The 23,953-nt window shown below is 60.0% G+C and carries 18 protein-coding genes and 3 pseudogenes; 5 read left to right on the top strand and 16 right to left on the bottom strand.

Annotated elements, in window-relative coordinates; translation table 11 throughout:
- Positions 1–10 precede the first annotated feature (10 nt).
- Together AACY45_RS05580 and AACY45_RS05575 are read right to left on the bottom strand one after the other, a co-directional pair.
- Complete coding sequence (locus AACY45_RS05580; RefSeq protein ID WP_339544530.1) at positions 11–505, bottom strand: DUF934 domain-containing protein; 495 nt, start codon at positions 503–505, stop codon at positions 11–13.
- Positions 489–2,147, bottom strand: coding sequence for a nitrite/sulfite reductase (locus tag AACY45_RS05575; RefSeq protein WP_339544529.1), 1,659 nt, complete (start codon positions 2,145–2,147; stop codon positions 489–491). The genes AACY45_RS05580 and AACY45_RS05575 overlap by 17 nt, the downstream gene beginning before the upstream one ends.
- A gap of 520 nt (positions 2,148–2,667) precedes the next feature.
- Here AACY45_RS05575 and AACY45_RS05570 point away from each other — a divergent pair.
- Positions 2,668–3,753, top strand: a complete 1,086-nt coding sequence (locus AACY45_RS05570; RefSeq protein WP_339544528.1) for an ABC transporter substrate-binding protein — start codon at positions 2,668–2,670, stop codon at positions 3,751–3,753.
- Positions 3,754–3,761: 8 nt separating this feature from the next.
- Here the strand turns inward: AACY45_RS05570 and AACY45_RS05565 are convergent, their stop codons facing one another.
- The 3 genes from AACY45_RS05565 to AACY45_RS05555 form a co-directional block, all read right to left on the bottom strand.
- Positions 3,762–3,980 (bottom strand): DUF2970 domain-containing protein, encoded by a 219-nt coding sequence (locus AACY45_RS05565; protein WP_339544527.1) that lies wholly within the window; start codon positions 3,978–3,980, stop codon positions 3,762–3,764.
- Between the two features lie 95 nt (positions 3,981–4,075).
- Positions 4,076–5,848 (bottom strand): acyl-CoA dehydrogenase C-terminal domain-containing protein, encoded by a 1,773-nt coding sequence (locus AACY45_RS05560; RefSeq protein WP_339544526.1) that lies wholly within the window; start codon positions 5,846–5,848, stop codon positions 4,076–4,078.
- Positions 5,849–5,925: 77 nt separating this feature from the next.
- Positions 5,926–7,548: an acyl-CoA synthetase gene (locus AACY45_RS05555; RefSeq protein ID WP_339544525.1), complete on the bottom strand. Its 1,623-nt coding sequence runs from the start codon at positions 7,546–7,548 to the stop codon at positions 5,926–5,928.
- A gap of 207 nt (positions 7,549–7,755) precedes the next feature.
- Between AACY45_RS05555 and AACY45_RS05550 the strand changes: the two genes are divergently transcribed.
- Both AACY45_RS05550 and AACY45_RS05545 read left to right on the top strand, forming a co-directional pair.
- Positions 7,756–10,032, top strand: a complete 2,277-nt coding sequence (locus AACY45_RS05550) for a PAS domain-containing sensor histidine kinase (protein ID WP_339544524.1) — start codon at positions 7,756–7,758, stop codon at positions 10,030–10,032.
- Between the two features lie 4 nt (positions 10,033–10,036).
- Complete coding sequence (locus AACY45_RS05545; protein WP_339544523.1) at positions 10,037–10,672, top strand: response regulator transcription factor; 636 nt, start codon at positions 10,037–10,039, stop codon at positions 10,670–10,672.
- A 74-nt stretch (positions 10,673–10,746) separates the two neighbouring features.
- Here the strand turns inward: AACY45_RS05545 and AACY45_RS05540 are convergent, their stop codons facing one another.
- From AACY45_RS05540 to AACY45_RS05520, 5 genes and pseudogenes are all read right to left on the bottom strand, one after another.
- Positions 10,747–12,048 carry an IS4 family transposase gene (locus AACY45_RS05540; RefSeq protein WP_339544640.1) on the bottom strand — a complete coding sequence of 434 codons (1,302 nt, stop codon included), beginning with the start codon at positions 12,046–12,048 and terminating at the stop codon, positions 10,747–10,749.
- 113 nt (positions 12,049–12,161) lie between these two features.
- A pseudogene (locus AACY45_RS05535) lies at positions 12,162–12,634 on the bottom strand (SDR family NAD(P)-dependent oxidoreductase); the annotation flags it as partial.
- A gap of 326 nt (positions 12,635–12,960) precedes the next feature.
- Entirely contained in the window at positions 12,961–13,656 is a 696-nt protein-coding gene (locus tag AACY45_RS05530) for a potassium channel family protein (protein ID WP_339544522.1), read from the bottom strand.
- Positions 13,646–14,974, bottom strand: coding sequence for a TrkH family potassium uptake protein (locus AACY45_RS05525; RefSeq protein ID WP_339544521.1), 1,329 nt, complete (start codon positions 14,972–14,974; stop codon positions 13,646–13,648). Before AACY45_RS05525 ends, AACY45_RS05530 begins: the two co-directional genes overlap by 11 nt.
- Before the next feature lie 139 nt (positions 14,975–15,113).
- Positions 15,114–15,324 (bottom strand): annotated as a pseudogene (locus tag AACY45_RS05520) (hypothetical protein).
- 403 nt (positions 15,325–15,727) lie between these two features.
- Between AACY45_RS05520 and AACY45_RS05515 the strand changes: the two are divergent.
- Positions 15,728–16,111, top strand: a pseudogene (locus tag AACY45_RS05515) (IS66 family transposase); the annotation flags it as partial.
- On the opposite strand, the gene AACY45_RS05510 reads toward AACY45_RS05515, so the two are convergent.
- From AACY45_RS05510 to AACY45_RS05485, 6 genes are all read right to left on the bottom strand, one after another.
- On the bottom strand, positions 16,112–16,501 hold the full coding sequence (locus AACY45_RS05510; protein WP_339544520.1) for a hypothetical protein: 390 nt from the start codon (positions 16,499–16,501) through the stop codon (positions 16,112–16,114).
- 64 nt (positions 16,502–16,565) lie between these two features.
- Positions 16,566–17,360, bottom strand: a complete 795-nt coding sequence (locus tag AACY45_RS05505) for an SDR family NAD(P)-dependent oxidoreductase (RefSeq protein ID WP_154860589.1) — start codon at positions 17,358–17,360, stop codon at positions 16,566–16,568.
- A gap of 57 nt (positions 17,361–17,417) precedes the next feature.
- Positions 17,418–18,656, bottom strand: a complete 1,239-nt coding sequence (locus AACY45_RS05500) for a thiolase family protein (protein WP_339544519.1) — start codon at positions 18,654–18,656, stop codon at positions 17,418–17,420.
- Positions 18,657–18,864: 208 nt separating this feature from the next.
- Entirely contained in the window at positions 18,865–20,421 is a 1,557-nt protein-coding gene (locus AACY45_RS05495) for an AMP-binding protein (protein WP_339544518.1), read from the bottom strand.
- A gap of 21 nt (positions 20,422–20,442) precedes the next feature.
- A complete protein-coding gene (locus AACY45_RS05490; protein ID WP_339544517.1) occupies positions 20,443–21,573 on the bottom strand; it encodes a saccharopine dehydrogenase family protein in 1,131 nt (376 codons plus the stop codon).
- A 43-nt stretch (positions 21,574–21,616) separates the two neighbouring features.
- Complete coding sequence (locus AACY45_RS05485) at positions 21,617–22,900, bottom strand: acyl-CoA dehydrogenase family protein (protein WP_339544516.1); 1,284 nt, start codon at positions 22,898–22,900, stop codon at positions 21,617–21,619.
- Between the two features lie 65 nt (positions 22,901–22,965).
- Between AACY45_RS05485 and AACY45_RS05480 the strand changes: the two genes are divergently transcribed.
- A complete protein-coding gene (locus AACY45_RS05480; RefSeq protein ID WP_339544515.1) occupies positions 22,966–23,901 on the top strand; it encodes an AraC family transcriptional regulator in 936 nt (311 codons plus the stop codon).
- Positions 23,902–23,953: the final 52 nt, after the last annotated feature.

Genomic DNA, 23,953 nt, shown 5'->3' with positions numbered 1-23,953 from the left:
GGCGTCACGATCAGCGGCGACGGAACAGCGGCAGCGGTTCGTCAGTGGCGGCCTGGTAGGTCACCGAGAAGTCCTTGAGGCTTTCCAGGGCTTCGTACGGGTCTTTGTCGGCGCGCAAGGCGTAGGCGTCAAACCCGCAGCGGCGCAGGTAGAACAACTGGTCGCGCAGAATGTCGCCAATCGCCCGCAGTTCGCCTTTGAAGCCGTAGCGGTCGCGCAGCAGGCGGGCGTTGGAGTAGTTGCGCCCGTCAGTGAACGCCGGGAAGTTGAGGGCGATGACCTGGAAGTTCTCCACGTCGTCGCCGATTTCCTCGGCTTCTTCATCGGCGTCCAGCCACACGCCCAGGCCGCCATCGCGGGCCTTGAGGGCATGGGCGTGCTCGCGCCACAGGGCCAGCGGGACGATCAGGTCGTCACAGTTGGAGATACCGTCGAGGGTCGCGTCCTTGGGCAGCAAGTGCCAGGTTTCGTCGACCACTTCGTTGTTCTTAATGATTCGCTGCATAGACGCGTTCCTTGAAGAGGTCGATGCCGATACGTTGATAGGTGTCGATGAAGCGCTCGTCTTCGGTACGTTGTTCCACGTACACGTCGATCAGCTTCGAGATCACATCCGGCATGGCGTCCTGGGCGAAGGACGGGCCGAGGATCTTGCCCAGGCTGGCGTCGCGACTGGCGCTGCCCCCCAGGGACACCTGGTAGAACTCTTCACCTTTCTTGTCCACCCCGAGGATGCCGATGTGGCCGACGTGGTGGTGGCCACAGGCGTTCATGCAGCCGGAGATGTTCAGGTCCAGTTCACCGATGTCGAACAGGTAGTCCAGGTCGTCGAAGCGACGCTGGATCGATTCGGCAATCGGGATCGACTTGGCGTTGGCCAGGGAGCAGAAGTCACCCCCCGGGCAGCAGATGATGTCCGTCAGCAGGCCGATGTTCGGCGTGGCAAACCCCTGCTCGCGCAACTCGCCCCACAGGGTGAACAACTGGCTCTGCTCGACGTCGGCAAGAATGATGTTCTGCTCGTGGGAGGTGCGCAGTTGACCAAAGCTGAAGCGATCGGCCAGGTCGGCCACCGCGTCCAGCTGTTTGTCGGTCAGGTCGCCCGGGGCTACGCCGGTGGGCTTGAGCGACAGGGTCACGGCAACATAACCCGGCTTCTTGTGGGCCAGGGTATTGCGGGTGCGCCAGCGGGCGAAACCCGGGTGTTGCTGGTCGAGCTCGGACAGTTCGGCGCTCTGGTTGTCCAGGGCCTTGTAGTCCGGATCGACGAAATGCTTGGCGACGCGGTGCACTTCGGCTTCGGTCAGGGTGGTCTGGCCTCCGCGCAGGTGCTCCATTTCCGCATCGACTTTCTGGGCGAAGACTTCCGGCGTCAGGGCCTTGACCAGGATCTTGATCCGCGCCTTGTACTTGTTGTCGCGACGGCCATAGCGGTTGTACACGCGCAGGATGGCGTCGAGGTAGCTCAACAGGTCTTGCCACGGCAGGAATTCATTGATGAACGCACCCACCACCGGGGTACGTCCCAGGCCACCGCCGACCAGCACGCGGAAACCCAGTTCGCCAGCGGCGTTGTGCACGGGTTCCAGGCCAATGTCATGGACTTCGATGGCGGCGCGGTCGGAGGTCGAACCGTTGATCGCAATCTTGAACTTGCGTGGCAGGTAGGCGAATTCCGGGTGGAAGGTGGTCCACTGGCGGACGATCTCGCACCACGGGCGCGGATCGATCAACTCGTCGGACGCCACACCGGCAAACTGGTCGGTGGTGACGTTGCGCAGGCAGTTGCCGCTGGTCTGGATGGCGTGCATCTGCACGGTGGCCAGCTCAGCCAGGATGTCTGGAATGTCTTCCAGCGCCGGCCAGTTGAACTGCACGTTCTGCCGGGTACTGATGTGGGCATAGCCCTTGTCGTAGTCGCGAGCGATCTTGGCCATCATTCGCGCCTGCCGCGAAGTCAGTTGGCCATAAGGCACGGCAACCCGCAGCATCGGGGCGAAGCGCTGGATATAAAGGCCATTTTGCAGGCGCAGGGGGCGGAATTCTTCTTCGCTCAGCTCGCCTGCCAGATAGCGTCGGGTCTGATCACGGAACTGCTTGACGCGGTCCTCGATGATCCGCTGATCGTACTCGTCGTATACGTACATATAAGTCCTGTTCTCAGGCTTGGGCCCTTGGAAATCGCTGCGTTTCTCGCTCGCTGAGTTCCGAAAATGCCTTGGCAATTCTGCGCGCACGGCCGCGCACTCCCCACGGAGCCGGGGCAAGATACCAGTTTGCGTTTATGCGCAAAAGTGATGTTTGAGTATATGGAAAGAACCAAATCGACTAATGAGACTGATTATTGTCTTACCCTTATTTGTCGTACGGGCAATCCTCGACTTAACTGTGATCGAGTCTTCATGCAATCACCGATAAAACCGACAAGAGGCGATGCAATGAGCAATCCGACCAAAGCAGGCAAAAGCGATAGCAGCGTCGATGCGTGGGCAATCTTGTTCCTGATCATCCTGGTAGTGGGCACTGCGGTTTACTGGGTCAGCCATCAGTAAACCCGTGTCATCGGGCCCAGATCCGCTGATTGTCGGACCAAACGTCAATTAACCGCGATATGCCCGCCAGTGGCCGGCTATAATGCCCGGCTAATTTTCGGGGCTCGGTTGTTTAATGTTCAGGTTCGTGTGGGGAATGGTGCTGACGCTCTGCGCGGTCTTCGGACCGGGCGTGCAAGCGGCGTCGGTGGTGTTCCTCAACCCGGGAACCACCAAGGAAGTGTTCTGGGTCAGCTACACCCAATTTATGCAGGTGGCCGCCCGCGACCTGGGCATGGACCTGCAGGTGCGTTATTCCGAGCGCGTGGCACAGACCACCATCGAACAGGCACGCGAGGTGCTGTTGGGGCCCAATCGCCCGGATTACCTGGTGTTCGTCAACGAGCAGTATGTCGCCCCGGAAATCCTGCGCCTGTCCCAGGGCAGCGGGGTCAAGCTGTTCATGGTCAACAACGCCCTGACCACCGACCAACTGGCGTTGCTCGGTGACGCGCGGGAAAAATACCCCGACTGGCTCGGCAGCCTGGTGCCCAACGACGAGGAGGGCGGCTACCTGATGCTCAAGGAATTGATTCGCCAACACCCGCCCGTTGCCCCCGGGCAGAAGCTGGAGTTGCTGGCGTTTTCCGGACTGAAGATCACCCCGGCCTCGCAGTTGCGGGAGAAAGGCATGCAACGTGCGCTGCGTGAGCATCCCGAGGTGCAATTGCGGCAGATGGTCTATGGCGCCTGGAGACGGGACCGCGCCCATGAGCAAGCGGCTCAACTGTTCAAGCGTTATCCGGGAGTGTCGCTGGTCTGGGCCGCCAATGACGAGATGGCCTTCGGTGCCATGCAGGCCTATGAAGAGCTGGGCGGGCAACCGGGCAAAGGCGTCCTGTTCAGTGCGGTCAACACCTCGCCGTCAGCCTTGCAGGCGTTGCTGGATCGGCGCCTGAGCGTGCTGGTGGGTGGGCATTTCAGCCTCGGCGGCTGGGCCCTGGTGCAATTGTATGACTATGACCAGGGCGTGGCCGTTGAACAGTATGGCGGGCGCGACCGGCAGGTACCGCTGTTGCAACTGATCGACCGCACCCAGGCCCGGCGCATGCTGGCGCTGCGCGACACGCAGGGCTACGGGGTGAATTTTCGCAGCCTGTCGGCCAAGGGTCGTCCAACCAGTTACCGCTATCCGTTCAGCCTGCAGACCCTGATGCGCTGAACAGCCTGCTAGACCCCAGCCAGATGCACCACCAGCTTGACGATGGCAAACAGGGCCAGGGCAAACACCGCCGTGAACACAACCCCCAACAGCACAAAATGACTCGGCTTGCCGTGGGTAAAGTCGCGGGCGCGGTTCTTGCCGCTTTGTACGCCGAAGGCCGCCGCCATCACGCTGTGGAGCATCTGCCAGAAGCTGGGGGGCTTGTTATCGATTGGATCGTCCATAAATCCCTCGTCACCGGTGGGTGTCTGCCAAGCATAGCCAAACTTCCCGGGGTCGGGGCACCCATTGCCCCGACCCCGCGAGGGCGGGAGGCGACTCAGAACTGTTCGGCGCTGAGGTCGAACAAGGGCTGGCTGCCGGCGCGAATCGCTTGCTCCAGGCCCAGCACCCGGGGCAGCAGACGCTGCATGTAGAACTTGGCAGTGGCCAGCTTCGCGCCGTAGAACCCGGGGTCGTCCTGCAGCTTTTGTTTCGCCACCTGGGCCATGCGTGCCCAGAGCCAGGCGTAGGCGACATAGCCGAACAGGTGCAGATACTCCACCGAGGCCGCGCCGATTTCGTTGCGATTGTTCGCGGCCTGGTCTTCCAGCCAGTCGCTGAGGTCCTCCAGACGGTGCGCCGCCTCGATCAATTGCGCGCGGTAGGGCGCATCGGGCTGTTGGGCGAACTGGTGGATTTCGCCGGTGAACAGGCGCAACGTCACGCCGCCGTCGGCCAGCACCTTGCGCCCGAGCAGGTCCAGCGCCTGGATGCCATTGGTGCCTTCGTAGATCTGTGCGATGCGCACGTCACGCACCAGTTGCTCCTGGCCCCACTCGCGGATGTAGCCGTGACCGCCGAACACTTGCTGGCCGTGGATGCAACTTTCCAGGCCAGTGTCGGTAAAGAACGCCTTGGCCACCGGAGTCAGGAGGGCGACCAGGGCCTGGGCGCGATCCTGTTCGGCAGGGTCGGGGGAAAACTTCGCCAGGTCCAACTGTTGCCCGACATAACTGGCGAACGCCCGGCCGCCTTCGGTCATGGCCTTGATGCTCAGCAGCATGCGGCGCACATCGGGGTGGACGATGATCGGGTCGGCGACCTTGTCCGGGGCACTGGCCCCGTTGGCGGCCCGACCCTGCAGGCGGTCACGGGCGTAGGCCACCGCGTTCTGGTACGAGGCCGCGGCGCAGCCAATGCCCTGGATACCCACGGACAGACGCTCGTAGTTCATCATGGTGAACATCGCCGCCAGGCCCTTGTTGGCTTCGCCCACCAGCCAGGCGCTGGCGCCGTCGAAGTTGATCACGCAGGTGGCCGAGGCCTTGATGCCCATCTTGTGTTCGATCGAACCACAGCTCACCGCGTTGGCCGCGCCGAGGGAGCCGTCCGGGTTGACCAGCACCTTGGGCACCACAAACAGCGAGAGGCCCTTGGGACCGGGCGGTGCATCCGGCAGCTTGGCCAGGACCAGGTGAATGATGTTTTCGGTCAGGTCCTGGTCGCCCCCGGTGATGAAGATCTTGCTGCCGCTGATCCGGTAGCTGCCATCGGCCTGGGGTTCGGCGCGACTGCGGACAATCCCCAGGTCGGTGCCGGCATGGGCTTCGGTCAGGCACATGGAGCCCGCCCAGCGGCCTTCATACAGGGGCGGCAGGTAGAGGCGTTTGAGGGCCTCGCTGGCGTGGGCATCCAGGGCCAGGCAGGCCCCGGAACTCAGGGCGGAGTACAGGGCGAAGCTGGAGTTGGCGGCGTAGAGCATTTCCTCGAACTGCACGGCGAGCATCTTGGGCATGCCCATGCCGCCGAAGTCGGGATTGCCGGACAGGCCGACCCAACCGCCTTCGATGTAGGTGGCATAGGCCTGCTGGAAACCCTCGGGGGTGCTGACCTGGCCGTCGTGCCACTGGGCACCTTGTTCGTCGCCACTGCGATTCAAGGGGGCGATCAGTTGGCCGGTGACTTTGGCCGCTTCCTCGAGAATGGCATCGGCGGTGGCGGCGTCGACCGTCTCGGCCAAGGCCGGCAGGCGCGCCCACAAGGCCGGGGCGTCGAACACTTCATGCAGGACAAAGCGCATGTCGCGCAACGGGGCGTTGAATTCGGGCATTACGTGAACCTCAATGGGACTGTGGGCACGGCGGGGGTCTACAGCCCGCCGCCGGACGGCTGGAGCAAAAGCCTGGTTTACAGGGCCTGGGCCCGGTCGCGCAGGAGGTACTTCTGGATCTTGCCGGTGGAGGTCTTCGGCAGCAGGGTGAAGACCACGGTGCGCGGGACCTTGAAACCGGCCAGGTGGTCGCGGCAGAAGCCGATGATGTCGGCCTCGCTGACGTCCTGGTGATCGGCCTTGAGGGTGATGAAGGCGCAGGGGGTTTCTCCCCACTTCTCATCGGGGCGGGCGACCACGGCCGCTTCCAGCACGCCGGGGTGGCGATAGAGCACGCCCTCCAGTTCGATGGTGGAAATGTTCTCGCCGCCGGAAATGATGATGTCCTTGAGCCGGTCCTTGATCTCGATGTAGCCATCGGGATGACACACCGCCAGGTCGCCGGTGTGGAACCAGCCGCCTTCGAACGCTTCGGCGGTGGCGGTGGGGTTTTTCAGGTAGCCCTTCATCACCGTGTTGCCGCGCATGAACACTTCACCGATGGTCTGGCCGTCGCGCGGGGTCGGCGCCAGGGTGCGCGAGTCGCCGACCATTACCCCTTCCAGCGTCGGGTAGCGCACCCCCTGGCGGGATTTGATCTGCGCCCGTTCATCCAGGTCCAGTTCGTCCCACTCGGTATGCCAGGCACACAGCGTCACCGGGCCATAGGTTTCGGTCAGGCCATAGACGTGGGTGACCTTGATGCCCATTTCTTCCACAGCGCCAATCACCTTGGCCGGCGGTGCGGCACCGGCGACCATGGCGTTGACCGGATGATCGATGGCCGCCTTCGCCGACTCGGGCATGTTGACCAGCGCGTTGAGCACGATGGGCGCGCCGCACAGGTGCGTGACCTGGTGCTCGCGGATCAGGTTGAGGATGCGCTGCGGATCGACCCGGCGCAGGAACACGTGCACGCCGGCCAGTGCGGTGATGGTCCAGGGGTAGCACCAACCGTTGCAATGGAACATCGGCAGGGTCCAGAGGTACACCGGGTGGTTGCCGATGGACCAGGTCATCTGGTTGCCCAGGGAGTTCAGGTAAGCCCCGCGATGGTGGTACACCACGCCCTTGGGATTGCCGGTGGTGCCGGAGGTGTAGTTCAGCGAAATGGCCTGCCATTCGTCCGCCGGCCACTGCCAGGCAAAGTCGGGGTCGCCTTCGGCCAACAACGCTTCATAGTCCAGCTCGCTGACGGCCTCGCCTTCACCGTACTCCGGATCATTGACGTCGATCACCAGCGGTGGGTGATCGAGCATGCCCAGCGCCGCGTGGATCACCCCGTGGAACTCACGGTCGGTGATCAGCACACGGGCTTCGCCATGCTGGAGCATGAAGGCGATGGCTTCGGCATCCAGGCGCACGTTGAGCGGGTTGAGCACGGCACCGATCATCGGTATGCCGAAATGCACTTCGAGCATCTCGGGAATGTTCGGCAGCATCACCGCCACGGTATCGCCCTGGCCGATCCCGCGTCCGGCCAGGGCAGAAGCCAGGCGGCGGCAACGGTCGTAGGTCTGCGCCCAGGTACGGCGGATCGAGCCATGGATCACGGCGGGGTAGTGGGGGTAGATGCTGGCAGTGCGCTCAATGAAGCTCAGGGGCGACAAGGCAATGTGATTGACCGGGGCAGGGCTGAGCCCTTGTTCATAAATCGACATGACGGATTCTCGATGGCTGATTGTTAGCTCTACGGATGTCCCTGGGGCGCGGCGGCCTGGGTCATCTCTTGGGTCCGGTAGACTTTATATAACATTCGTCGATACATATGGAAGTTAAACCTAAGCACTATAGTATATATACTATATTTGTTTCTTCCCAAGCCATGACCGGTATATGCTGGCCGCCCCGGATGAAGTAGACCTGCAATGACCCACACTCCCGTTCGATTGCACAGCTGGTTGCGCCTGCAGCGCGAGGGTGTGCCCCTGGCTGCGCGAGCCGATGCCTTGTGCCGTGCGTTGCAGGATTGTCCCGAAGTGCGCCGGGCGTTCTACCTGAGCTGGCAACCCGAGGCACGCCTGTACAGCCACGCCGGCGCTGCCCGGCATTTTCCGCCGGGTCAGGGCGATCCGGCGCTGGCCAGCGATCAGCGGTTGTTCGAACACCTGCAGCAGGTCGGGCGCCTGGATCTGGCCCAGGTGCGGCACCTCGATTGCTGGCTGGCCGGGCGCCTGCGCCGGGCCGCCATCCGCCATGGCCAGGTGTTCGAGCTGGCGTTGCAAGCGGGGCAGCCGGGGCTGTTGCTGATTGAAGTGTGCGAGGGCGTCAGCCTCGACTGGCTGGGCTGGGTCCATGACCTGCTGACGACCCTGTTGCACAGCATCAACGGCACGCTGCGCGCTTCACCGCTGTTGGGCCACGATCCGCAGCCGAGCCTGCTGCTCGATGCCCAGGGCCGGACGCTGGAATGCAACGCGGCGCTGTTGGCCCTGCTGGAGGACAAGCCGCTGGCTGAGGTGCCGGGCTTGCTCCCGGTCAATCATCGCGAACTGGTGCGCGCCTGCCTTGCGCAACAGCGCGCCATCGACGGGGTCGAGGCGCAGTGCCAGGCGCAGATCCTGATCTGGACCTTTATCCCCGATCCCCAGGACCAGCGAGTGCTCGCCCGCTGTCGCGACGCCACCACCCAGGTGCTGGCCGCGCGCGAAGCGGCCACGGCCCGTCGCCTCTATCGCTTGATCATCGAGAACACCACCGACCTGATTTCCCGGCATACCCCGGACGGGCGCTTTCTCGACGCCTCGCCGGCGTCCTGGACCCTTTTGGGCTACTGGCCGGAACAATTGCGCGGGCGCCTGGCCCGTAGCCTGTTCCACGAGCAGGACCTGCACAGCCTGGTGCAGCGGGCGCGGGATGCGCTGGAGCAGGACGGTTATCACACCATGACCTACCGCATCCGCCACTGTGACGGCCATTACCTGTGGTTCGAAACCGCCAGCCGGGCGATCCGCGAAACCTACACCGGGGCGGTGGTCGAAGTGGTCAGCGTGTCCCGGGACATCACCGCCCGGGTGCAGGCCGAGGAGAACAAGCGACGCCTGGCCGAGGTGGTCGAGGTCAACACCGATCCGGTGTTGTTCATCGACCCGCAGGGGCAGGTGACTTACCTCAATCCGGCGGCCCGACGCCTGCTCGGGATCGCCGACTCACAACCGCTGCCGGAGCTGGCCGCGCTGTTTGCCAGTGGCGACCTGGCGCGGCTGCAGCGTGACGGCTGGAGCAGCGCCGAGCGCGATGGCGTGTGGAGCGGCGATGCGCGCCTGCAACCCTTGACCGGCACCGGTTCGGTGCCGGTGTCGCTGGTGCTGCTGGCCCACCGTTCGGCCGGGGGCGAGCGCTACTACTCGTTGGTGGCGCGGGACATGACCGAACGGGAACTGCGCGAAGCTCAGCAGCGCCGGCATCAGGACGAACTGGCGCACACCGCGCGGGTGGTGACCCTGGGCGAACTGGCCTCCGGGATTGCCCACGAAATCAATCAACCGCTGGCGGCCGTGGTCAATTATGCCAATGCCAGCCAGCGCTATTTGCAGAGCCTGGAGAGCAATCCCCAGGCTGCGCAAAAAGTTGCCCAGGGCTTGCAGCGCATCACCCATCACGCCACCCATGCCTCGCAAGTGATCAGCCGCCTGCGAGCGTTTCTGCGCAAGGGCCAACGGCGCATGCAGGCCCTGGATTTTGCCGAGGTGGCGCGCGGCGCCGTGCGTTTGTGCGCCTGGGAGGCGAGCAATTGGCAAGTGACAATCGAGGATCGCCTGCCGGATAATCTGCCGCCCGTGTATGCCGACCGGGTGTTGCTGGAGCAGGTGTTGCTCAATCTGTTGCGCAATGCCATCGATGCCAACCGCGAGCACCATCCCGGCCAGCCTTCGTTGATCCTGTTGGCGGCACAACAGGGCAGCGCGGCCAACGTCGAGATCACGGTGCATGACCAGGGGCCAGGTGTCAGCGAATCGCAACTGGCGCAGCTGTTCACCCCGTTCTACACCAGCAAGGCCGACGGGCTGGGCCTCGGCCTGTCCATGAGCCGCAGCATCATCGAAGGCTTTGGTGGCGAGCTCGAAGCCCGGCGCCAGGCCGTCGGCTTGCTGATGAGCTGCCGCTTGCCGCTGGCCGGCCCAACCAGACAACCTCAGGAATAATGTAATGGCGGGTGCGACAGAACACGTGGTGTATGTGGTCGACGATGACCAGGGCATGCTCGATTCAACGGTCTGGCTGCTGGAGTCGGTGGGGCTCAAGGCCTTGCCGTTTACCAGTGGGGTCGAGTTTCTCAATGCCTGCGATGCCAGTCTCGACGCCTGCGTCTTGCTCGACGTGCGCATGCCCGGCATGGGCGGCTTGAACGTGCAGGAAGAAATGCGTCAGCGCGAGCTCAACCTGCCGATCATTTTTGTCAGTGGCCACGCCGATGTGCCGATTGTGGTGCGCGCCTTCAAGGCCGGGGCCCATGACTTCATCGAGAAGCCCTACAACGAGCAATTGCTGCTGGACAGTGTGCAGCAAGCGTTGAGCAATGGCGCGGCCGGCCGCTCCGGTAACCAGGAGCACCAGGCCTTGCAGGCGCGCCTGCAGACGTTGACCCCACGGGAGCGCGATGTGTTGCTGCCGTTGGTGCAGGGTTACACCACCCGGGAAATCGCCGAGCAACTGGGGGTCAGCGCCAAGACGGTCGACCTGTACCGGTCGCGGGTGATGAAGCGCATGCAGGCCCAGACCCTGCCGGACCTGGTGGGGATGGCCATTGCGGCGGGGTTGGTGGATCCGCTGCAATTGCGCTGATTTTTTTGGGGGGGGAGGTATATCCGTTGCTGCGGTAACGGCTACTTAGGGTTCCGCCCTTACGGCCATCCCTTTCAAAGTCTTTTCGTTTTCGCAGCCTTGATCACCCGGTCCGTTGATACATGTGCATGCACTGCGGTGCCTTGAACCCATGTCTTGGGCTTGGGCACTTTGGGGCCACGGGGGCTTTTCGCAACTTGTTTGGGGTGGATGTTTCTGGCCAACGCCAATAAGCGCTGAGCCAGTTTTTCCAAAGGAATGACGGGAAGATATTCCGAGGGCAGCGCAATCTGCATTCCCTCATATCCACTCCTGACCTGAACCGCCAAGTGGTAAATCGAGGCTTCCCATCCTTCAGGCTGAGTATCCCGATGAGCTTGCTCGACGCTGCGTTTGAGGACGGCCAGGACGTTGTAGGCCAATACCACAGTAGCGAACCCGAGTAAGGCAGCCTTTGGGCTGCCAAGGGTTTCGATTTCACTTTCCAGGATCGCTTCCAGTCGCTGAAACATTCCTTCAATGCTCCAGCGACGGCGATAGAGATCCGCGATCTGCTGTGCACTGACGCTCTGGGGCAGGTTGCTCCAGAACATCAAGCTGCTGTCACCCGAATCCGTTGGCGAATGAAGCGTCAGTTCGACACGCCGACATTGGTAACCGCCTCTGACCTGAATGATCTGCTCACGCACAGTGCCTGTTTCCACAGGCACTGGCTCCTGCCACTCACTCTCTTGAATCAAGCGTGGATGCTTGGCTTGCTGACGAATGACAAAGGAGGTCTGGACCTGCTCACAAGCCTCCATAACCGGGAGAGTGCAATAGAGTCGATCAGTCAACCACACTTGGCCCGGCTCGGCATTGGCCAATAGCGGCAGAACACAAACACGCTCGCTTGCGTAGGCATCTTCACACGCCTGAAGGTCGATGACCTGATCCAGGTCGGGGTCGTAGGCCACCACCGAAAAACCGGGACGGGCGGCGCCGCGCTCGTGACGTAAAGCCCCCAGTCGTTTTTCAGTGGATGCCAAGTGATTACCGTCCACTACCCGAACCTGCCATCCCGGCAGCATCGCCGTGCAACCCAGCTCCCTGATGGTTGGGGCCAGGCGCTGTGCACAGCCCGTCACCAGGGCGCGCAACAGAGCCGGCTCGGTACGACTGATCTTGTCGTAGAGGGCCGTCAGGCTGACAGGAAGGTCTTCCAGCTGCCGCGCGGCGGCGTGCCGGGATGGCTTCAAGCCCAATGAAACAAGGGACATCAGCTTGATGATGGTCGAGAACAATAGCTCACGAGAATACTGCCGTTGCCGATGTTCTTCGAACACCTGATCGATCCACTCAGGGGCAATAGCCTGCTCCAGCGCCAATTTGGCCATGACGCTGGCAGGTGCCTTTTTCTCGAAACGCGCTAGAACATCGGCCCACATCGTTTGGGTATCCCAAAATGAAATTTCAGGGGATTTTACCGAAGACCTTGAAAGGGATGGTCCTTAGGGCGGACACCAGCATGCGAACTGATGTTTACGACGCTACCTGCTCGACGGTAACGGGCGGCATCGCGCAATGCCGATTTGGCCAGTGCGACTAGGTGGAACGGCGCCACCACATTGATTTCGTTAAGTTCGTACCACACCGCCGAATTGGCCGAGGCAAGGTCGCTGTGCGGAATAACTCTGCTGATGCCGGCGTTATTGACCAATACGTCGAGCTGACCCCACGCGGCGATCGCCTCGTTAACAAGCCTGACCCTGTCAGCTTCAAAAGCAAGATCAGCTTGCACGTAGATAGCCTGTTTCATTCGGCAGCCATAGCGCGACCCGTATCCGCAGAGTGTCGCGAATGGAGGACCACCGCATAGCCTGCCTGGCTCAGTGCACGTGCAATGGCTGCGCCGATACCGGAAGTGGATCCTGTAACCAACGCGACGCGTAGTGCGTTATCGATTGGCGGATTGGGTTTCATATGGAAATCTCGAGTTGGTTGCTAGAGAACCACCATCGCAGCACCGTGGGTCGTCGTAGGTGCGAATCGTTTCCTATCTGCTGGTAGTTCACCAGCCGCTTACTTGCTGTCTGGGATATGCCCTTTTCGACAGCAGAAATGCTGCGCGCAATTGCATGGACTTGGCCACCCATTTGCATTGCCACTGACCAGTCCATTGCATTCGTGCTGACCAACCGTTTGCATTCGACTGAACCAGCACGCGCTGTAGTGACGACCGCCAAGCGCACGCACAGATTTATCTAGGCCAGCACGACTCACGCGGGGCTGTCAGGAGGTCCCTCTAATCATTTTGAGCGGCCCGCGAATTTCTGGATCAGATGAGTCGAGCCCGAGACAATGAGTAAATCGCCCGGCAGGATCAGGGTGTCAGGTGTGGCATGCTGGAAGTCTTCGTTGGCGCGCTTGAGCCCTACGACCGTTACACCATATTTTTCACGAATACTGGCATTGGCAAGTGTGTTGTTTTGAGTCGGCAGCGGGGCGTGAATTTTGGCGATTGCAAAGCCGTCATCGAACTCGATGAAATCAATCATCCGCCCGGTAATGAGGTGCGCGACACGCTCTCCCATATCCGCCTCCGGGTAGACAACGTGATGGGCACCAATACGTTGAGCAAGATGTCCATGTTCGGCAGTCAGTGCTTTGACCCAGATATCCTGGATGCCCAGCTCGGTCAAGGCCATGATGGTCATCAGGCTGGCCGCCAGGTCGGTACCAATACCTACAATGGCATGGGCAAAATCGGCAGTGCCTAGTTGGCGCAAGACCATGAGGTTGGTGGAGTCGGCCTGGACGGTGTGAGTCAAGAGATCAGCCCACTCATGGACAGGTTCAGCATCCCGGTCGATGCCCATGACGTCATGGCCCAACCGCATTAACGATTGGGCCACAGAGCCACCGAAGCGACCGAGGCCGATCACCACAACGCTATCGCCTTTGGAAAAAGAAAACTGCTCTGTAAACAGAAACTTAGCCAACAATTGGGTGCTCCTCTGGATAGCGATAGGGCATGCGGTGCTCGCCCAGAGCCAGTGACGCCGCAAGCGTAATAGTGCCAACCCGTCCGACATACATCAGCAGAGTCAGCATCAACTGACTTGTCTCAGGCAGATTGCCAGTGATTCCGGTGGACAGGCCGACCGTGCCAAACGCAGAGATGACTTCGAAGATAACCTGGTCGGTGGGGAAGTCAGTTTCGCGCAAGATAACCAGCGTCCCCAGCACAATCATGGCGCTGCTCAGTACGAGCACCGTGATGGCTTGGCGTTGTGCTGAGGCGCCGACTCTCCGGCCAAATGCCTCACTGTCACTGCGGCCTCGAATTTCAGCAATGATCAATATGACGAGGATAGCGGCGGTACCGACCTTGACACCCCCAGCGGTTCCCGCACTACCGCCCCCTACAAACATCAGAAAGTAGTGCACTGCCCAACTCTCATGGGTCAGCATGCCGATATCAATTGAATTAAACCCGGCTGTCCGTGCAGAAACAGAAGCAAATGCCGCGGAGAGAACTTTATCAGCCAACGGCATCGGGCCGAGTGTTGTCGAGTTGGACCACTCAAACATCAGCAAACTGAAAAAGCCACCCAGCAACAGTACTGCCGTGCCAATCAGAGTGAGCTTGGTATGCAGTGACCAATGACGGGGATCGTTCAATTTGTTACGCAAGTCATGCAGGACGGGAAAGCCGATACCGCCGATAACAATCGCGGTCATGACCGGTAGCAAGATAAATACATCTGTGGCGTAGCGCACCAGGCTGTCCGGGTGGATGGAGAAGCCCGCGTTATTGAATGCCGATACGGCATGAAACAGACCGCTCCACGCTGCTTCAGCCCATGGCAAGTCATAAGCCAAATGTAATCGGAGGGTGAGCGAGAGCGCGATAATGAGTTCCAGGGCAAACGTCACCACAAGCACCAGTTTGGCCACACTGGCAATGTCGCCCAACCTCAATGAGCGTGACTCGAACTGGGCGATCATTTTGGTGCGCAGACGAAAGGAGCTATTGACCATCAAGCCCAGCAAGGTCGCCACAGTCATCATGCCGAAGCCCCCTAGCTGGAATAGCAGCAGAATCACCGACTGACCAAAGGTTGACCAGTAAGTGCCGGTATCCACCACTACCAACCCGGTAACGCATACGGCCGATACTGCTGTAAAGAATGCAGTCAGCCAGGGTGCAGCACTACCTTCGGCGTGGGATATCGGGAGCATCAGAAGGCCGCTGCCGACGAGTATTGCGGCCAGAAACACCAGAGCGACAGCCCTGGCTGGATGAAGCAATGATTTCATTTAACGGTCGCCAGCAAGGTTGGGGGCATCGGCGGCACCCGCTGACACCCCTCAACTGTAAACAGTTGGTCAGCGCGAATGCAAACGGTTGGTCATCGGACCATGGCGTAGTGTCCGTGGTAATCCGCCATATCCAGACTCATTCTGGCGTCAAAAGCACCGCCAGCGTCATTTTTATGAACTCTTCGTTGCGGTCGATTGTGTCCAGGGCGCCGCGGACGTTATCGGCAACGTCTGCCGAGCCGCGAGCCTCCGCCCAGTTTGATAGCTCCATGATGGCTGCCTCGAGGGCGAGCTGGTTTTTCATTGATCTTGAAAAGAAGGGAAGGGAGTAGGTCAGAATTTGGCATCGCGAATCCTCCGTGGAGTTTTCAGCGCAGCAGGGGGATTTGGAGTGGTATTCGTTCGGCAGGGCGCCGGTGGAGGGAAATGGGTTGCGTGACTTGTCGTGACTCTATGTTGATCTATAGCTATTCGATTGCAGCGAGCGCCATAGAAATCAACCATGTACCAAGGGTTTGCTAGAGTTCTGCGTGCATGGGGTGCTAGGGGTCGAGTGTTCGAATCACTCCGTCCCGACCATATAATTCAAAGGGTTGCGAGATTTTATCTCGCGACCCTTTTTTATTTTTGATCGTTTTTACCCCTACAAAACGACTGGCTCTGAGTGGAATCCTCACTGCGTTCGCGTGAATTGATGCCTTATCTGGCAGTCGTCTCATGAACAAGGCTGGAGAAAATTTACGCTATTTAGCCGTACCGGCGATGGATATGCTGCATGCATGGATGATCGCCCAGTGTCACCTGACGCCCGAAGGCACGGCCATCAATAAGGCGCTCAATTACAGCCTGAAACGGTGGGCAGCGCTGTCACACTACGTCAATGGCGGGGCCGGCCCAATTGACAACAATTGGGCCCAGAACCAGATCCGCCCTTGGGTTCTTGGACATAAAACTGGCTCTTCGCAGGTTCGTTTTGCAGCGGTAAACGCGCGGCCGTGATCATAAATATGATCCAATCGGCGCGGCTGAATGGTCATGATCCGTATGCCTCTGAAGGATGTTCTCACACACCTGCCGACGCAGCGGGCGAGTGAAATCGATCAGTTACTGCCGCATCAGTGGCAACCGGTTTAGTTACGCAAGGCATGATGGCCGGACGCATACGTAATAACGCCAGAACAGTAATGCATAGACGATGTCACCCGATGCCGCTACTGGCAATGGCCAGGGGATGCTGCCCGTCAGCCAGTGACCATATACCACCACAACAAACAGTACTTTCAGGATTATCCCGAGCAGGATATAGGGACGATACTGCAGCGGATCGCGAGCGATCATCCAATAGGCCCAGCCGAATATGATAACCAGGCACGTGGTGAGTTGAATGAAGAGGGTTGAGGTAGGGGTAATTTGCAGCCCCAACAGTGCAGCTACGGGTTGTAGGGCTACGAGTAATGGAAGACCTGCGAATACGTTGAAGCAGGCGGCAGAAATAAACAGCTTGCGTGTATAACTGTCGGTCATGGAGTTATTCCTGAGAGGTGTTGACGCCTCGCACCATGCAGAGACATCTTGTAACTTTTAGGTCTCAGCCAAGCAGCTTGAGTAATGCCGGATAGCTATTGGGGAACAGCCTGCTTATCCAGAACAAGGTGCTCGACTTGTTCCCTGTGATAATGCGTTTGGTTCCTTTGCGCAGCCCCTTGATGATGTCGCCGGCACAATCTGCCGCAGGCGTCAGTAGCATCTTGTCGGCAAGCGCTTTGAACCTTTCTTCTGTACTACCGGCGGCTTTACAGCGTCGTCCGGCCTTTTCAATATTGGTTTTGATTCCGCCAGGGTGCACACACACGGCGCGCACGCCGCTGCCCTCAAGTTCCGACCATAGTGCTTCGGTCAGACCACGTACGGCGAACTTCGACATGTTGTAAGCGCTTTGCATCGGGAAACCTACCAGGCCAAATACGCTGGAAATGTTGACGATGCAGCCTTCCCGCTGGGCCTGCATCATCGGCAGGAACGCTTTGGTGCCGTACAGCACGCCCCACAGGTTGATACCGAGTTGCCACTCGTACTCATCGATGGAGGTGTTGGCAACTGTCCCGATGACTGCGGCACCTGCGTTATTGATGACGAAGTGCGCCGTGCCAAAATCTCGCTTTACCTCGTCGGCATGGGCCTGGAAGGCGTCCCAGGACGATACGTCCAGGAGGTAACCTTTCGCTTTACTGGCGTCAGGCAATAGCTTCATGGTTTTGTCGAGACCAACCTGGTTGATGTCCGACAGGGCGACGTGCGCGCCAGCTTCCACCATCTGGATAGCCAACTCCCGACCAATGCCTGATCCTGCGCCGGTGATGACGACTACTTTGTTTTGGAACATGTTTTTTATCCTTCTTGTTTTGATTGGTTTGGCCACTACAAATTTTTCTGACAAGAACTATTTGCTGAGAATGTGGATCGCGACGGCTGCCTCCTCAATACCCTGCAAACCGCCGCCGTTCTCCTGGATTGCATGGCGTGCGCCATATACCTGGCGTGCGCCAGCCTCTCCGCGCAGTTGCGTAACAAGTTCGTAGAGTTGTCCGATCCCGGTAGCGCCGAGTGGATGGCCTTTCGATTCCAAGCCACCTGAGGTATTGACCGGGATGCGCCCGCCCAGCGTGAATTCGCCACGTTCAGCCGCAGGTCCGCCCTGACCGAACGGGACCAGGCCCAGGTTTTCGACCTGAATGATTTCGCCCATCGCCGAGGCGTCATGGACTTCGGCGACATGCATGTCTTGCGGCCCCAGGCCCGCCTGTTCATAGGCCTGATTAGCGGCCAGGCGACCGACGTTCAGTTCCGGCTGATCGAGCCGGCGATGGCTGAAGCTACGGATGACGCTGGCCGCTACCTTGATGCAGCGGCTCCTGTCGGCACCGATGCGTGCGAGTCCTTCCTCGGTGCACAGGATGGCTGCTGCTGCGCCGTCCGACAGCGGCGCGCACATTGGCAGGGTGAGCGGGTAGGTGATCGGAGGGGCGGCAAGGATTTCGTCGATACCGAAGGCTTTGCGAAATTGCGAGTAGGGGTTATGGACCGAGTGAGTGTGGTTTTTCGCCGACACCGCTGCGATCTGCCGCTGCGTGGTGCCGTAGGTTTTCATATGCTGGCGGCACAATGCGGCATAGATGGCCATGAACTTACTGTAAGGCTTGTCCGATTCCGACCCGGCAGGCGGCACCACGCCTTCGCCCATTTTCACCAGCGTCTGATAATTCTCTTCGGCTCGAGATACGTCCCAACCAGCCTCGAACAGCGAGAGGGCCTTCAGTTTATCCGGGATGTTCATCTTTTCCGCACCCAACGCCAGCGCGATACTGGCTGTACCGGCCTTGAGACTTTGCACGGCCAAATTGAAGGCTGAGCTACCCGAAGCGCAGGCATTCTCGATGTTATAGATAGGAATGCCTTCAATACCGATCTTGCTGAACACGACCTGACCTGGGATCGAGAGCTGACCTTGCAATGGACCATTGGTCATGCCGGCATAAAACGCGATATCGAGATCGGCGGCAGTGCAGTGGGCGTCCTTCAATGCGCCCTGGAAAGCCTCACGTGCCAAGTCGTCGAGGCTGCGTTCGATGTGGCGACCGAAGACGGTCATGGCGATGCCGGCGATATAGATATTGCTCATTGAAAATTCCTTATATTCAGTGGGTCAGTGTCCAGTTCGCACCCCACGGCGTGGTTGACGTTGGGTGCGCCTGGGCAGCGGCTTACTGAAGTTGCTGGTCGTTACCAGGTTCAGGCAGGCGTATCTCGGCCACGTGCAGGCCGAGGTTGAGAACGACTCGATTTTTTTCCGATCGGGTCGTTCGACGGGCCTGAGATCTGCGGTTGTGTCAGATCTTGCGGGCCGCGTTTTTCCAATACGGCTGACGCAGTTCTTTTTTCAGCACCTTGCCCACCGGACTACGTGGCAGGCTGGTAGTGAAGTCGACCGACTTCGGTGCCATCACGCTGCCTAGCCTGGCCTTGCACAGCTCGATAAGCTCCTGCTCGGTGGTTTCCTGGCCTGGGTTGAGCTCGACCACGGCCTTGACGGCCTCGCCCCATTTTTCATCGGGCACGCCAATCACGGCGCAGTCCTGAACGGCCGGATGTCCCCACAGCACTTGCTCGACCTGGCTGGGATAGACGTTGAAGCCGCCGGAAATGATCATGTCCTTTTTGCGATCGGTGAGGTGCAGATAGCCTTCGGCATCGATATGGCCGATGTCGCCGGTATGCAGCCAACCGTCGACGATGGTCTCGGCGGTCTTCTCCGGCTGCTTGTAGTAACCCTTCATGATCAGGTCGCCGCGCACGCATATTTCACCGGTTTCACCGCGCGGCAGGATCTGGTGGGTGTCGCTCATCACTTCGACGCGGACCAGCGGGTTAGGGCGGCCGACCGAGGACAGGCGTTCGTCGTCGGCGAATTGGTCACCCACCAGATGCTCGTCAGGACGAAAGTTGGCGATGCTGGCCGGTGCTTCGGTCTGACCATAGCCGCCGGTCATGACCGGGCCGAAAATCTCGATAGCTTTCTTCAGCTTGTCTACCGACATGGGCGCCGCGCCGTACATCAGGTACTTCACCGAGGAGAAATCCAGCGTCTCGATACCGGGAATTTCCAACAGCCTGTAGATCACCGTTGGCGGCAGAAAGAGCTCGCTGACCCTGTGCTGCGCAATGGCGTTCAACATCAATGCCGGATCGGGTTTGGTAATGACCACGACAGTGCCACCTTGCGCCGTGCAGGGTACGGACAACAGGCCGGCAGTGTGGGTCATCGGTGCGGCGGCCATATTCACCGGCTTTTCACCATTGCGATAAGCACAGGTCAGCATGAAGTGAGCGATGAACGTCTGCACGCTGCGGTGGGTGTTCATCACGCCCTTTGGCGTGCCCGTTGTTCCACCAGTGGGTGAGACCGCCACCACGTCGTCCATGTCATAAGCGACTTCGGGACGGCTCGCCGGCTGGCCGGCACTCCATAGTTCCAACGAAGGTGCATCGACAGCATCGGCATCGATACAGATCCAGTGTTTGATCTTAGGCAGCCTGGACCGTAGCTCGGCGATGATTTGCGCGAAATCGTTCTGGTAGAACATCACCTCGCAGTCGAATGCGTCGAGGATGTAGTGATTCTCTTCGCTCGAGTTGCGCGCATTGACTGGAATCCAGGTCATGTTGGCGCGCCATAGACCCAGTGTGCAGGCCCAGGCGGTGACGTCGTTACCTGACCAGACGGCACCCTTGGTTTCCTTCGGCAAGCCCAGTGCGAGCAGCTTGTTGGCGATGCGACACGAGAGCTCGCCGATTTCGTTGAAGGTGTAAGCGCGCTCGCCCTGGATGTAGGCGACCCCGGCAGGGTTGATGCCCCAGCCGCGATCGTAAAAGTCGATGATGGCCATAAGTGGTTCCTGTGCCGGTAATCAGAGTTTGGTAACGGTGGCACGGGCCAGGCCGCGTTCTTCCAGGAAGCCGAGCAGATAGCGGTGTCCAAAAGCCTTGGAGCCAGAAGCGAAGCCGACCTTGTTGGTGTCGTCGTCGAGCAGCCTGATCGCCGCCGCGGCCTGTAGGGCACCGGTGGAAATATAGGGTGTGACGCCATGCACGGTAGCGCGCACGGCGGACAGGTGACCGCGGCCGATAGCGATGTCGACGCTGCGTTGCAAGGTGGTGCGTTCGCGGGGCGGCATGCTCGGCGTGGTGGCCTCTACCAGGCTCTTCACCACCGCGTCCTGCTGCTCCTTGGACAAGTGCTTGTATTGCGCTTCCCACTTCTGGCTCAGGCCATGCACCATCGGCATCACATTGTTGTCGTAGAAACCGACCGCGGAGGTGCAGGCGCGCACGCGCGGATCATGCTCGAAGTAAATTGGCAGCGAGGTTCCCCCCCAAGGCAGGCAGAAAACCGGCTGCATGAAGTTGGGGTCGACAATGTTGAACGAAGCGGTGGCTGGGTGCTGCACCAGCTTGTTTTCCCACAGGTAGAACTGCTCCCGGTGGAACAATTCGAAAATCGAGGCCGCCGAGCCCAGGCTGACCCCGGCGACATCACGCGGGCCGCGGCACAGGGCGGCGGTTTCCAGCACGTCGATGCCGGGGGTTTCCAGCGCCAGTTCGGCGGCGATCTCGGAGAAGCTGAACATGTAGGACAGCGATGGCGAAACCAGCAGGCCAGCCTGACGATAGAGCTCGCCAAATTGCTCGCGAACCTGACGGACGTAGCTTTGCTCGCCGGTGGTATCTATGTGGTGGCAGCCGGCCTTGAGCGCGGCCTCGACGGTGGTCAGACCGAAGTTGACGAAGGGGCCAACGGTGTTGCAGACCACTTTGGCCCCCTTGAAGGCGGCGCTCAGCGATTCGACGTTGTGCTCGGCCTCGATGATTTCATAGGTCGCGGACTCCAGGCGTACCACACGTTGCGCCATCATTTCCTGCGCGCGCTTGGCATCGCGCGCCACAGCGGTGAAAGGGATGTTCTGGTCGATCAGCCAGTCCATGGTCAGCATGCCGGTGTAGCCACTGGCGCCATAGACAACTACGGGAAATTTAGCCATTTTTTGCGTCTCTTGTTTTTCGGGTTTTGGGTAGCTGCATGCATCAATTCTGTGACCAGCCTTCGGCATAGAGCTGTTGGCACAGGAGGCCAACACGCATCGTGATGATGGTGTTCTCACCATCCTCGATCAGTGCAGAGCGGGCATCGCGGAAGATTTTTTCGATCGGGTATTCGCGCGAGGTGACCGCGCCACCGAACAGCTGCAGTGCCTCGCTGGCAACCTTCATGCACTCTTCGGTGACTGTTACCTTTGCTGAAGCTGTCGCGTAGGGGTGAGCGCACGGTGACAAACGCGCATAGGCCAGTGACCGCCGAGCGACGCCGCGCGCCAGTTCGACGCGGCGCATCATGTCGCCCAGGCGGTAGCGTGTGAGCTGATGGTCGATCAGCAATTGGCCGCCCTGTTTGCGTTCATGGCAATACTGCAAAGCCATTTCGAAGGCCGAGCGGGCGACGCCGGTGAACACCTGCGACATATGCGTACCGGCGTAGGACCAGGCCGAGGATTGGTTGCCGTAATATTGATCTTTCAGGGCGACGGCAAAGCGGCGTGGTATTTTCACGTTGCTGAAATAGATTTCACCCTGTGGCAGGGCGCGCTGACCGATTTTGTCCAGCGGCTTGCCGCGTGAAATACCGGGCAGGTCGAGCGGGATGATCACAGCTACGCCGTGGGGCCTGCCATCGGCATCGAAGTAGCCGTCACCATAGTCAGCGGTCATGTGAGCCAGCGCGACTTGCGCCACGGCACCGTTTGAAAACCAGGCCGAACATTGGCCATTGATAACGATCTCGTCCTTGCCGACTTTGGCGCAGAGGCTGCCCTTATTGCCTTCCTGTCCGGGCGGCCATTCGCGCTTCATGTCGTAGATCATGAGATCGCTGCCTTTGTCCGGGTGAGTCACCATCCAGCAGCCGATCTTGCCCGTGCAGAGCTCTACGAGCTCCTGATTGCCGGCGGCCATGGCCATTTGCAAGGGAGCACCGCAGACAACCAGGGAAATCCCCAGGCCGGCATCGCCCCACCCCATTTCCTCGCCGATCAGTGACTCAAGACGAACGGCGGTCTGGGGTTCGAACTGAGAGAAGAAAGCTGGCTCGATACCGAGCTTCGCCGCCTCTTGAAACACCGACCAGAATGGCGAGTCTGGTGCGCACACGTCGGCGGCACTCATTTTGTCGAGCTCCCGGCCGATGGGGCGTAGTACGTGTTTGGCAAACTGATGCACCGTCTGCTGTATGGCGCGCTCTTCTTCGGTCAGCGGCGTTTCAAAGCCAGTCAGACCGACGGCAGGCAATCGCAGGGTTTCGTGCAATGTGATCATTGTGAAGGCCTCGCCTGGAGTTGTGATCGATCTGTCTCGCACTTATGCGAGCGGCGGAAATTCGGGTGATTATTGTTCTTCCCGACATCGACAACTCACCTGAAAAGCGGTCATATTTGTCAAAATATGCTCATCCCGAGATGCCCATGAATCCGCAACAACAGGTCCATGAAACACTGGGATTGCCCTTGCTGGGCGGCCTGGTGTGCAGTGAAATCCCCTTGTATGCGGAGCGCTACTTCTTGCATACGACTGATCTATCCGTCCCGCCGGTTGACTTCATGGCCCTGTTGACCCAGTTCGGTGGCTCGCGGGCGGATGAGGGGGCAGGGGGCGAATTGCGCTCAACCTCGATGCCCCGCTTGTCAATGCTGCTGCCTGCAGGTTGTGCCACTCAATGGCACTATTCCGGCAGCATTGATTTCGCGGTTTTTTATCTGCCCGAGCGCACGGATGGCGTGTTTCGACAATTGCGTGAGCTATGCGCTGGCGCGCAGGCACCATTGCCCCTCAGTGATGGCTTGGTGAGTGCTGCGGCCCGGCAATTGATGGATGAGCTAAGCCTTGGGAAAGGGGCTGATCAGGGGTTCATGGCAAGATTGGCCATGGTCATGCTTGAGCAGGTGTATCGTGCGCTGCGAGTTGACGTGAGCCGAGGTATTTATCCGCCGCATATTCATCTGGCGCGCCTGCATACCGTACTGGTCTACATTCGCGAGCATCTGGGGCAGGAACTCTCGATCAGCACGCTGGCTGACCAGGCGGGTGTCAGCCCGGCTCATTTCCGACGGCTGTTTCAGCGCGCCATGGGTATGCCACCCCATCGCTATGTGATGAATCTACGACTCGAACATGCGCGTGATCTGCTCATGCAGACCGATCTCCCTATTTTGCATGTGGCACTGGAGTGTGGCTTCAGCTCTCAGAGCCACCTGACTGCAGCGTTCAAAGTTGCGCACGCCAGTACACCGGCCGAATACAGAGCCCTGGCTGGAAGGTAGCGGATACTTTGGCGTGGCGAGCAGGTCACTGCACCGAAAGTACGCAAGCGGC

It is taken from the genome of Pseudomonas sp. RA_35y_Pfl2_P32 (assembly GCF_963970735.1).
Lineage (GTDB): Bacteria > Pseudomonadota > Gammaproteobacteria > Pseudomonadales > Pseudomonadaceae > Aquipseudomonas.
This window is presented reverse-complemented; position numbering and strand designations above follow the sequence as displayed.